At 70.8% G+C, this 10,555-nt stretch carries 11 protein-coding genes; 1 reads left to right on the forward strand and 10 read right to left on the reverse strand.

Going from position 1 to position 10,555, the window contains the following annotated elements; genetic code table 11:
• Positions 1-201: 201 nt before the first annotated feature.
• Positions 202-2,724 carry an ATP-dependent Clp protease ATP-binding subunit gene (locus GT042_RS10905; protein WP_161308511.1) on the reverse strand — a complete coding sequence of 841 codons (2,523 nt, stop codon included), beginning with the start codon at positions 2,722-2,724 and terminating at the stop codon, positions 202-204.
• A gap of 432 nt (positions 2,725-3,156) precedes the next feature.
• On the opposite strand from GT042_RS10905, the gene GT042_RS10910 reads away from it, so the two are divergent.
• Positions 3,157-3,789 (forward strand): SCO3374 family protein, encoded by a 633-nt coding sequence (locus GT042_RS10910; RefSeq protein WP_161308512.1) that lies wholly within the window; start codon positions 3,157-3,159, stop codon positions 3,787-3,789.
• Here GT042_RS10910 and GT042_RS10915 read toward each other — a convergent pair.
• The 9 genes from GT042_RS10915 to GT042_RS10955 form a co-directional block, all read right to left on the reverse strand.
• Complete coding sequence (locus GT042_RS10915) at positions 3,768-4,103, reverse strand: Lsr2 family protein (protein WP_161308513.1); 336 nt, start codon at positions 4,101-4,103, stop codon at positions 3,768-3,770. The genes GT042_RS10910 and GT042_RS10915 overlap by 22 nt on opposite strands.
• A gap of 144 nt (positions 4,104-4,247) precedes the next feature.
• Positions 4,248-4,787, reverse strand: a complete 540-nt coding sequence (locus tag GT042_RS10920; RefSeq protein WP_161308514.1) for an amino-acid N-acetyltransferase — start codon at positions 4,785-4,787, stop codon at positions 4,248-4,250.
• A 9-nt stretch (positions 4,788-4,796) separates the two neighbouring features.
• The gene (locus GT042_RS10925) at positions 4,797-5,285 is read right to left on the reverse strand and encodes a BlaI/MecI/CopY family transcriptional regulator (RefSeq protein ID WP_161308515.1); all 489 of its coding nucleotides are present in this window, start codon (positions 5,283-5,285) and stop codon (positions 4,797-4,799) included.
• 154 nt (positions 5,286-5,439) lie between these two features.
• On the reverse strand, positions 5,440-5,625 hold the full coding sequence (locus GT042_RS10930; RefSeq protein WP_161308516.1) for a hypothetical protein: 186 nt from the start codon (positions 5,623-5,625) through the stop codon (positions 5,440-5,442).
• Between the two features lie 14 nt (positions 5,626-5,639).
• Entirely contained in the window at positions 5,640-6,203 is a 564-nt protein-coding gene (locus GT042_RS10935; RefSeq protein ID WP_161308520.1) for a hypothetical protein, read from the reverse strand.
• A gap of 225 nt (positions 6,204-6,428) precedes the next feature.
• Positions 6,429-7,226: a type III pantothenate kinase gene (locus tag GT042_RS10940; RefSeq protein ID WP_161308517.1), complete on the reverse strand. Its 798-nt coding sequence runs from the start codon at positions 7,224-7,226 to the stop codon at positions 6,429-6,431.
• A complete protein-coding gene (nadC, locus tag GT042_RS10945; protein WP_161308518.1) occupies positions 7,226-8,347 on the reverse strand; it encodes a carboxylating nicotinate-nucleotide diphosphorylase in 1,122 nt (373 codons plus the stop codon). The genes GT042_RS10940 and nadC overlap by 1 nt, the downstream gene beginning before the upstream one ends.
• 2 nt (positions 8,348-8,349) lie before the next feature.
• Positions 8,350-10,167, reverse strand: coding sequence for an L-aspartate oxidase (locus GT042_RS10950; RefSeq protein WP_202532629.1), 1,818 nt, complete (start codon positions 10,165-10,167; stop codon positions 8,350-8,352).
• Positions 10,168-10,322: 155 nt separating this feature from the next.
• Positions 10,323-10,555: pantoate--beta-alanine ligase (locus GT042_RS10955; RefSeq protein WP_161308519.1), on the reverse strand; the 233-nt coding region annotated here is incomplete at its 5' end.

A 10,555-nucleotide genomic window follows, 5' to 3' on the forward strand; every position in this document is an offset into this window, starting at 1 on the left:
GGCCCGCCCCGCCCCCGCACCCGGCACTACGCCCCCTAGTAGCCCCGGAACGCCCTGTGCGGCTTGTCACGACCCCCGGACCGAAGCCCTGTCCGTTTCAGGACCAAGGGCCTCCCCTCACGGGCACACCAAAAGGGGCTGCCCCGCACCGTGGGAAACGGTCCGGGGCAGCCCCTTCGTGCGTACGCGCCTTCGCGAGGACTACACGTCCTTCGTCAGGTTCGGGCCGCCGCCCGCTGCCTGCTCGATCGGCGGGGCGTCCGGCAGCGCCGACTTCTCCTCGCCGCGGAAGGTGAACTTCTTCGCCTCACCCTCGCCCTCGGTGTCCACCACCACGATGTGACCGGAGCGCAGCTCACCGAAGAGGATCTTCTCCGAGAGCACGTCCTCGATCTCACGCTGAATGGTCCGGCGCAGCGGCCGGGCACCCATGACGGGGTCGTAGCCCTTCTTCGCCAGCAGCGCCTTGGCTGCCGGGCTCAGCTCCAGGCCCATGTCGCGGTCCTTGAGCCGCTCGTCCACCTTGTCCACCATGAGGTCGACGATCTGGATGATGTCTTCCTCGGTGAGCTGGTGGAAGACCACCGTGTCGTCCACGCGGTTGAGGAACTCGGGCCGGAAGTGCTGCTTGAGCTCTTCGTTGACCTTGTTCTTCATGCGCTCGTAGTTGGTCTTCGTGTCCCCCTGGGCGGCGAAGCCCAGGTTGAACCCCTTCGAGATGTCCCGCGTGCCGAGGTTGGTCGTCATGATGATGACCGTGTTCTTGAAGTCCACGACCCGGCCCTGGGAGTCGGTCAGACGACCGTCCTCCAGGATCTGGAGCAGGGAATTGAAGATATCGGCGTGGGCCTTCTCGACCTCGTCGAAGAGGACCACGGAGAACGGCTTCCTGCGCACCTTCTCGGTGAGCTGGCCGCCCTCTTCGTAACCCACGTAACCGGGGGGCGAACCGAAGAGACGCGAGACCGTGTGCTTCTCGCTGAACTCCGACATGTCGAGCGCGATCAGCGCGTCCTCGTCGCCGAAGAGGAATTCGGCGAGCGTCTTGGACAGCTCGGTCTTACCGACACCGGACGGACCGGCGAAGATGAACGAGCCACCGGGGCGCTTCGGGTCCTTCAGACCCGCTCGCGTACGGCGGATCGCCTGGGAGAGCGCCTTGATGGCGTCCTTCTGGCCGATGACGCGCTTGTGGAGCTCGTCCTCCATGCGCAGCAGCCGCGAGGACTCCTCCTCGGTGAGCTTGAAGATCGGGATGCCGGTGGCCGTCGCCAGGACCTCGGCGATCAGCTCCTCGTCCACCTCGGCGACGACGTCCATGTCGCCGGCCTTCCACTCCTTCTCCCGCTTGGTCTTCGCCGCCAGCAGCTGCTTCTCCTTGTCGCGGAGAGACGCCGCCTTCTCGAAGTCCTGGGAGTCGATCGCCGACTCCTTGTCGCGGCGGACACCCGCGATCTTCTCGTCGAACTCGCGGAGGTCCGGCGGGGCCGTCATCCGGCGGATGCGCATCCGGGAGCCGGCCTCGTCGATCAGGTCGATCGCCTTGTCCGGCAGGAAGCGGTCCGAGATGTAACGGTCGGCGAGCGTCGCGGCGGCCACCAGCGCGGAGTCCGTGATGGACACGCGGTGGTGCGCCTCGTAACGGTCGCGCAGCCCCTTGAGGATCTCGATCGTGTGCGGCAGCGACGGCTCCGCGACCTGGATGGGCTGGAAACGGCGCTCGAGGGCCGCGTCCTTCTCCAGGTACTTCCGGTACTCCTCCAGCGTCGTCGCACCGATCGTCTGGAGCTCACCACGGGCCAGCATCGGCTTCAGGATCGAAGCCGCGTCGATCGCGCCCTCGGCGGCGCCCGCACCCACCAGGGTGTGGAGCTCGTCGATGAACAGGATGATGTCGCCGCGGGTGCGGATCTCCTTGAGGACCTTCTTCAGCCGCTCCTCGAAGTCACCGCGGTAGCGGGAACCGGCGACGAGCGCGCCCAGGTCGAGGGTGTAGAGGTGCTTGTCCTTGAGGGTCTCGGGCACCTCGCCCTTGACGATGGCCTGCGCCAGTCCCTCGACGACCGCCGTCTTGCCGACGCCGGGCTCGCCGATGAGCACAGGGTTGTTCTTCGTACGGCGGGACAGCACCTGCATGACCCGCTCGATCTCCTTCTCGCGCCCGATGACCGGGTCGAGCTTGGACTCACGAGCGGCCTGGGTGAGGTTCCGGCCGAACTGGTCGAGGACCAGGGACGTGGAGGGCGTGCCCTCGGCAGGACCGCCGGCGGTGGCGGCCTCCTTGCCCTGGTATCCGGAGAGCAGCTGGATGACCTGCTGCCGCACCCGGTTGAGGTCGGCGCCCAGCTTCACGAGGACCTGGGCGGCGACGCCCTCGCCCTCGCGGATCAGGCCGAGCAGGATGTGCTCCGTGCCGATGTAGTTGTGGCCCAGCTGAAGGGCCTCGCGGAGCGACAGCTCCAGGACCTTCTTGGCACGGGGAGTGAAGGGGATGTGGCCGGACGGGGCCTGCTGCCCCTGCCCGATGATCTCCTCCACCTGCTGGCGGACCGCCTCGAGCGAAATCCCGAGGCTCTCCAGGGCCTTAGCGGCGACACCCTCACCCTCGTGGATAAGGCCCAGGAGGATGTGCTCGGTGCCGATGTAGTTGTGGTTGAGCATCCGGGCTTCTTCCTGAGCCAGGACGACAACCCGCCGCGCGCGGTCGGTGAACCTCTCGAACATCGTTAATCGCTCCTCAGAGCGGTCAGGCAGTAAAGGGGTCGGTCCCCTCCCTGTCCTTCCGCAGCTTAGTCCCGCAAGCGGGGACCGCTCATTCCAACTGCCGGGTCCCGCGTCCTCGGCCGTGAGCCCCGGACGCCGTCAACAGCTCCAACCTGATGGTGCGAGACGATGTTCCCGCAGGCCAGGCAGATACCCTCATCGGCAGTACGCCGATGGCGAACGTGAGACGCCCGAAACCGCGTGTCGCCCCTCCCCACTAGGAATGTCTTACCCGCAAAGACTGACAGTCCATGCGGCGCACGCCGATTCCCTCCGCTACGGGCGAACAACCTTGCGCTCCGCAATGCGCCCGTACGCCCGCAAGTCGGACACCCAGCGCGAGCCGCCGCACACTTTCCGTAACTCCTGGTCGCTCCCGGGAGTTCCCCGGGCATGACGGCCACGGTTCCTCTCCCCCGCCGCGCACCGCTCCCGGGCGGTCGCGTCCCCCGGGCCTCCGCGTGGGCGCGGTGGTACGGCGACGGGCCCGGCGGACTCGGCTGGCCCACGGACGGGGGATCCCCGCTCGCTCTGCTGACGGGCGCGCGCTTCGACGTACTGGAGCTGCCCGCGGGCGCCGGTGCGGCCCTGCTGCGGCGGATCGGCCCGACCGGGCCTGTGGCTCTCGGCGACGGGCGGATGCGGCTGCTGGTGGCCGCGGGGAGCGCGGACGAGCTGCCGGGGCTGCTCGAGTGGCTGGAATGGGGCGCGACCGGCTCCCTGGCGCTCGGGCTGACCGCGCTCGGCGCCGGAGACCGGACGCCGGCGCCCGTACCGCCGTGGTGGCCGGCGGAGGGCGTCGCGCAGGGGGCCGCCGTATGGCTGCGGCCCCCCGAGCCCGGACGCGAGGTGGAGGCGACACTGCCGGCGCTCGTCCCGTTCGGACGGGCCGCGGGCAACGGGGGCAGTGGGGATGCCCCCGATCTCGTACGCCTCGTGGACGCGGCGGCGACGGAGTGCCACCGGGCCCGGCTGCTGCACAGAATTACGCTCCGTACGAATGCTCAGCCGTTGGCGTTCTCGTAAGCCTCGCGGATCTCGGCGGGAACGCGGCCGCGATCGTTGACGCTGTAGCCGTTCTCCTTGGCCCACTTGCGGATTTCCGCGGTGTCCTTGTTACCGCCCGCCGCGACACGGCCCTTGCCACGGCTGCCCGCGGCACGGCCGCCGGTGCGCCGGCCGCCCTTGGTGTACGGATCGAGGAGACCCCGCAGCTTGTCCGCATTGGCGGTAGTGAGGTCGATCTCGTAGGTCTTGCCGTCGAGAGCGAACGTCACTGTCTCGTCTGCCTCGCCACCGTCGAGGTCATCGACAAGAAGGACCTGAACCTTCTGTGCCACCGGATTTCCTTTCATCGAAAAATGCAGTACGCGGAAAGGAAACCGCTTTTCTCAGGAAAACACAAACCCTCGGCAGAGGTTCAGTGGCGCGAGAAGACGGGAAACGTGCGCGATTCGGACATAGGGCTCCGGCACATCGGACGGTCACAGGTGCAGAAGCATCCGGCTGTTGCCCAAGGTGTTCGGCTTCACCCGTTCGAGACCGAGGAACTCCGCAACACCCTCGTCATAGGAACGCAGCAGCTCCCTGTACACATCTCGGTCGACCGGTGTCCCACCGATCTCCGCGAAGCCGCGCTTCGCGAAGAACTCGACTTCGAAGGTGAGGCAGAATACGCGCCGCACTCCCAGCCAGCGGGCCGTCTCCAGGAGCTTGTCCAGCAACAGATGGCCCGCTCCCAGGCCTCTGACCGCAGGATCCACGGCCAGGGTGCGCACTTCGGCGAGGTCTTCCCACATGACGTGCAAGGCGCCGCAGCCGATGACACGCGCGTCCTCGTCGCGTTCCGCGACCCAGAACTCCTGGATGTCCTCGTAAAGGGTCACCGGCGCTTTGTCGAGGAGGATGCCTTGACGTACGTAAGGGTCCACGAGTCGGCGGACCGCCGGCACATCCCCGGTCCTGGCCCGGCGGACCGTGAGGGCATTCGCGGACGCATTGGGAAGCGGAACGGCTGAGGACATGCCCGGACGCTATCGCCCCGCCTCCGCGGTCCCGTCGGCGCCCTCGGCCTGCCGTTCCCCGGGACGGTCTTCCCCCGGGGGGCCTTCCCTCGCGCCCTCTTCCCCCGGTCCGTCTTCCGCGCCGTCGCCTTCCGGGCGGTCCGCGCGGGCCATACGGACGGCGTCTTCGAGAGATCGGCGCTGCTCGGGCGACATCATGCCGAAGAACGCGACAAGGGCGGCGGCCGGGTTGTCACTCTTCGACCATGCTTCGTTCATCAAGGCGGCGGCGTAGGCGGCGCGGGTGGAGACCGCCGTATATCGATAGGCGCGGCCGTCGACTTCCCTCCGTACCCAGCCCTTCTGATGGAGATTGTCCATTACGGTCATGACGGTGGTGTAGGCGATGGACCGTTCCTGCTGAAGGTCTTCGAGCACTTCCCGGACGGTGACCGGGCGGTTCCATTGCCAGACGCGGGTCATGACGGCGTCCTCAAGGTCTCCCAATTGGCGGGGCACAGCGCCACCATAGTAGGAGATGTCGGAATGGCCGGTTATTGACGTAACAAAAAGGACGTACGACTGGGAATCAGTCGTACGTCCAGGTCACGGGTGACGGGGCCGGGGCGACGCGCGCCGGCCGTCCGAGCGGCCGTCCGGCCCCCGCCGCGCCTCAGGCGCTGTGCGTGTCCGGGGTACGGCCCTGCTGCGCGGCCTCGGCGCGGGCGAGCGCCGCGTCGACGGCCGCGTCCTCCTTGGCCTTGTTCGAACCGCCCTGGCTCTTGACGATCGTCCGGACCAGCGCGATGAAGAAACCAGCCATCACCACAGGGGGCACGAGCGCGGATACGTAGTCCATGCCGACCAGACTAGCTACCCGGCCGCCCGTTCCTCCGGTGGGGGCTTCGGGCGGCGGCGTGGCGGGAAGACCTCGGACGGCTTGGGCATGGGGCGGGCGGGCTCGCCGGGCTTGCGCGGCTCGCGGGGGTCGCGCGAGGGCTTCGGCTGGTTCGGCTGCTCGGGCCGCGGCTGCCTGGGCTGCTTCGGTTCGTCGGCGGCGCGACCGCCAGGGAGCGAGACGAGCCGCGTACGGGGCGCGGGGAGGACCTGGCAGCGCTCCAGCAGGGCGGCGGCGAGGGTGTTGCCGCGCAGGGCGCGCAGGGCGGCGAGGTCGTCGGCCCCCGGCGGGTAGCCGCCGGCGAGGGCGTCCTGGAGCAGCTCCAGATAGCCCCCGACGGAGCCGGGCAGGGCGGCGCGGTACCGGGCGAGGTCCGCGAGCAGGAACGCCCGCATGCGGTCGGCCTCCCCCTCCGCCTCGTCCACGGACTCGGCGAGCCGCAGGCAGGCCCGGACGTCCTCGTCGGGGAGCGGGGCGGGACGAAGGGCGACGGCGAGGGCGCGTCGGAGCACACGCAGCTCGTCAGCGCCGAACACCATGCCGCCACGGGATCCGTATGGCGTGGGCATGCGGCGACCCTACGCGCTGGGGGGACAAAATCCGCTTAATGGTCCTTCCCGGGCGCGGCCCGGGGCCGCCGTGCCGGGGTCCGCACGGTCGCGCGTGACCCCGTCGCGGTCGCGCGTGACCGTCACGGTCGCGCGTGACCCGTCGCCGTTCGCGTTCCGCGTATCCCGTCGTGGTGGGCGGGCCCGCGGACGGCGTCACATGCGCGAGACGTTGCGTTCGTACACCAGTCGCAGGCCGATCAGCGTCAGCCACGGCTCGTGCTCGTCGATCACCGACGCCTCCCCCAGCACCATCGGCGCCAGCCCGCCCGTCGCGATCACCGTCACCTCGTCGGGGTCGTCGGCCAGCTCCCGTTTCATCCGGGTCACCACCCCGTCGACCTGGCCCGCGAAGCCGTACACGATGCCGGACTGCATCGCCTCCACCGTGTTCTTGCCGATCACGCTCCGGGGACGGGCCAGCTCGATCTTGCGGAGCTGCGCGCCCTTCACCCCGAGCGCCTCGACGGAGATCTCGATGCCGGGGGCGATCACCCCGCCCGCGTACTCCCCGCGCGCGCTGACGGCGTCGAACGTCGTCGCCGTACCGAAGTCGACCACGATCGCCGGGCCGCCGTAGAGGTCGACCGCCGCGACCGCGTTGATGATGCGGTCCGCGCCGACCTCCTTGGGGTTGTCCATGAGGATCGGCACGCCCGTCTTGATGCCCGGCTCGACCAGGACCGAGGGAACGTCCCCGTAGTAGCGGCGGGTCACCTCGCGCAGCTCGTGCAGGACGGACGGGACCGTCGAACAGATCGCGATCCCCTCGACCCCCTCGCCCAGTTCGTCGCCGAGCAGCGGGTGCATCCCCATCAAGCCCTGGAGGAGGACGGCGAGTTCGTCGGCGGTACGGCGGGCGTCCGTGGACACGCGCCAGTGCTCGACGATGTCCTCGCCGTCGAACAGGCCCAGAACCGTGTGGGTGTTGCCTACGTCGATGGTGAGCAGCATCAGGCGCCCGCCCCGTCGGGTCCGTCGTGCGCCCCGGCGTCCGTGACGAAGTCGCCGAGGGCCTCCGCGTCGAAGGGCTCGGCCTCGCGCAGGTCCAGGCCGATGTCCAGGATCGGGGCGGAGTGCGTGAGCGCCCCCACCGCGAGGAAGTCGACCCCCGTCTCCGCGTACGCGCGCGCGGTGTCGAGCGTGAGCCGCCCGGAGGACTCCAGGATCGCCCGTCCCGCGACGATGCCCACCGCCTCCGCCGTCTCGGCCGGGGTGAAGTTGTCCAGCAGGATCAGGTCGGCGCCCGCGTCCAGCACCTCACGGACCTGGTGGAGGGTGTCGACCTCCACCTCGACGGCCAGGCCGGGGAACCGGTCCCGTACCGCCTTGAAGGCCTCCGCGACGCCCCCCGCCGCGACCACGTGGTTGTCCTTCACGAGCGCCGCGTCCGACAGCGACATCCGGTGGTTGACGCCGCCGCCGCACCGCACCGCGTACTTCTCCAGGGCCCGCAGCCCCGGCGTGGTCTTGCGGGTGTCCCGTACCTTCGCCGACGTCCCGTCCAGGACGTCCGCCCACGCGCGCGTGGCCGTCGCGATGCCGGACAGGCGGCACAGGAGGTTGAGGGCGCTGCGCTCGGCGGTGAGCAGGTCGCGGGTACGGGCGGTGACGCTGAGCAGCTTCTGCCCGGCCTCCACGCGGTCGCCGTCCGCGACGTGCCGTTCGACCGCGAACTCGTCGGTGGCGACGACGGACAGGACGGCCTCGGCGACGTGCACGCCGGCGACCGTGCCGCTCTCGCGGGCCGTGAAGTCACCGGTGGCGACGGCGTCCTCGGGGACGGTCGCGACGGTCGTCACGTCCACCCCGTGGTCGAGGTCCTCCTCCACCGCGACGTGCGCGATGTCCTCGACCTGGACGGGGTCGAGGCCGGACTCGGCGAGGAGCTGGGCGAGCACGGGGTCGAGCCCGCACTCCAGGTCGTCGGGGCCGAAGCCGTCCGCGCCGCCGGAGCAGCCGCAGCCGTCGCCGCAGCCACCCCCGGCGGACGCCGCGGCCGGGGCGCCGATCTGGATCAGCGGTACGTCCACGTCCACGGGCTCGGGACGCGGACTGTCTTCGGGCGTGCTCACGGTTACGGCTCCCTGGGGACGTGGGGTTCTGCATGTACGTATACGGGGTCGACGGGCGGGAACGCAGCCGTTCCGGTACGCCGGACCGTCAAACTACGGTCCGGTGCCAAACGGACGACAAGATGCCGGCGCCAGTCCGCGTCGTCGCGCTCGGGCCGGTCCTCGCGCCAGTGGCAGCCGCGGGTCTCCTCGCGCTCCAGAGCGGCGGCGACGAGGACGCGGGCGACACACAGGAGGTTGGACGTCTCCCAGGAGTCGACCCCGGGGACGGCGGCCTTGGCCTCGCCCTCCCCCTGCTGGTCGTCGGCGCGCAGGGCGTCCAGGTGGACGGCTTCGAGGGCTCGGGCGGCGGTGCCGAGGCTGTGGGCCGAGCGGAGGACTCCGGCGCCCTCGGACATGATCCGCTGGATCCGGATGCGGGCCTCGGGGGTGATGAGGGGGAGCTGGCGGGAGGCGGGTGGGGAGAGGTCGGAGGGGCGGAGGGGGGCGTCGGGGATGGCGTCTTCAGTGGAAGCGCCGTCTTCGGAGGCGCCGTCTTCCGTAGGAACGACACCCGCTTCAGGAGAGCGGTGCTCCATCCTTGTGCTCCGCAGCCGCTCCGCCACGTCCGCCGCGATCCTCTCCGCGAACACCAGCCCCTCCAGGAGCGAGTTCGACGCCAGCCGGTTCGCGCCATGGACGCCCGTGCAGGCCACCTCGCCGCACGCGTACAGCCCTGGGACCGTCGTCCGCCCGCGCAGGTCCGTCCGGACGCCGCCCGAGGCGTGGTGGGCCGCCGGGGCGACCGGGATCGGTTCCGTCACCGGGTCGATGCCGTGGGAGCGGCAGGCCGCCAGGATCGTGGGGAAGCGGGTCTCCCACATCTCCGCACCGAAGTGCCTGGCGTCCAGGTACATGTGGTCGGCGCCCTGCTCCAGCATGCGCCGCATGATCGCCTTGGCGACGATGTCGCGGGGCGCCAGCTCGGCCAGTTCGTGCTGGTCGCGCATGAAGCGGACGCCGTCGGCGTCCACGAGGTGCGCGCCCTCGCCCCGTACCGCCTCGGACACCAGCGGCTGCTGGCCCTCCGAGCCCGCGCCCAGGAACAGCACCGTCGGGTGGAACTGCACGAACTCCAGGTCCGAGACCTCGGCGCCCGCCCGCAGCGCCAGTGCCACGCCGTCGCCGGTGGAGACCGCCGGGTTGGTGGTCGCCGCGAAGACCTGGCCCATGCCGCCGGTGGCGAGGACGACCGCGGGCGCGTGGACCGCCCCGACGCCGTCGTGCTGGCCCTCGCCCATCACGTGGAGGGTGACCCCGGACGTACGGCCGTGCTCGTCGGTCAGCAGATCGAGGACGAGCGCGTTCTCGACGGTCGTGAGCGCGGCGGCGCGGACCGCCTCGACGAGCGCCCGGGAGATCTCCAGACCGGTCGCGTCGCCGCCCGCGTGGACGATACGGCGCCGGTGGTGGCCGCCCTCGCGAGTGAGCTGGAGTTCACCGCCCGCGCCGGTGTCGAAGTGGGCGCCGGTCCCGATCAGCCGGCGTACGGCGTCCGGGCCCTCGGTGACGAGCGCCCGGACGGCTTCCTCGTCGCACAGGCCCGCGCCCGCGACCAGCGTGTCGTCCAGGTGCTGCTCGGGGGTGTCGCCCTCGCCGAGCGCCGCGGCGACGCCGCCCTGGGCCCAGCGGGTGGAACCGTCGTCCATGCGGGCCTTGGTGACGACGACCGTACGCAGTCCGGCGGCGGTGCAGCGCAGGGCCGTGGTGAGCCCGGCGACGCCCGAGCCGACCACCACGACGTCGGCGTCCAGGGCCCAGCCGGGGGCGGGGGCGGCCAGTCGTATCCCGGTGGCGACAGCGCTTCCGTGGAGGTCGGAGGCGTCGGAGGAGTCGGCGGCTTCGGGGGCTCCGGCGGGTATCTCCTGGGAAGGCGCGGATGGGGAAGGCACGGATCCCGACGGTCCGGGGAGCGTCCCCGGGGAGGACTCTGCGGTCACTGGGGAGCTCCGAAGGTCAGGGGGATGTTGTCGATGAGCCGGGTGCCGCCGACCCGCGCCGCGACGGCCAGGATCGCCTCGCCGGTGTGGTCGTCGGGGACTTCCGTGAAGTCGGCGGGGTCGACCAGGGCGAGGTAGTCCAGCGTCAGGGGCGGCACGGCCCTGGCGGCGGGCATGAGGACCGCGCGGGCCGCCGCCCGTACGGCGTCCGCCCCGCAGGGGCGCGCCG

It is taken from the genome of Streptomyces sp. SID3212 (genome assembly GCF_009865405.1).
Classification (GTDB): domain Bacteria; phylum Actinomycetota; class Actinomycetes; order Streptomycetales; family Streptomycetaceae; genus Streptomyces.

Bases quoted from the DNA above. Each gene is read 5' to 3' on its own strand.
- GT042_RS10940 (WP_161308517.1), bottom strand. From the start codon at position 7,226: ATGCTGCTCACCATCGACGTAGGCAACACCCACACGGTTCTGGGCCTG.
- GT042_RS10930 (WP_161308516.1), bottom strand. From the start codon at position 5,625: ATGGACTACGTATCCGCGCTCGTGCCCCCTGTGGTGATGGCTGGTTTC.
- GT042_RS10905 (WP_161308511.1), bottom strand. From the start codon at position 2,724: ATGTTCGAGAGGTTCACCGACCGCGCGCGGCGGGTTGTCGTCCTGGCT.
- GT042_RS10935 (WP_161308520.1), bottom strand. From the start codon at position 6,203: ATGGTGTTCGGCGCTGACGAGCTGCGTGTGCTCCGACGCGCCCTCGCC.
- GT042_RS10920 (WP_161308514.1), bottom strand. From the start codon at position 4,787: ATGTCCTCAGCCGTTCCGCTTCCCAATGCGTCCGCGAATGCCCTCACG.
- GT042_RS10910 (WP_161308512.1), top strand. From the start codon at position 3,157: ATGACGGCCACGGTTCCTCTCCCCCGCCGCGCACCGCTCCCGGGCGGT.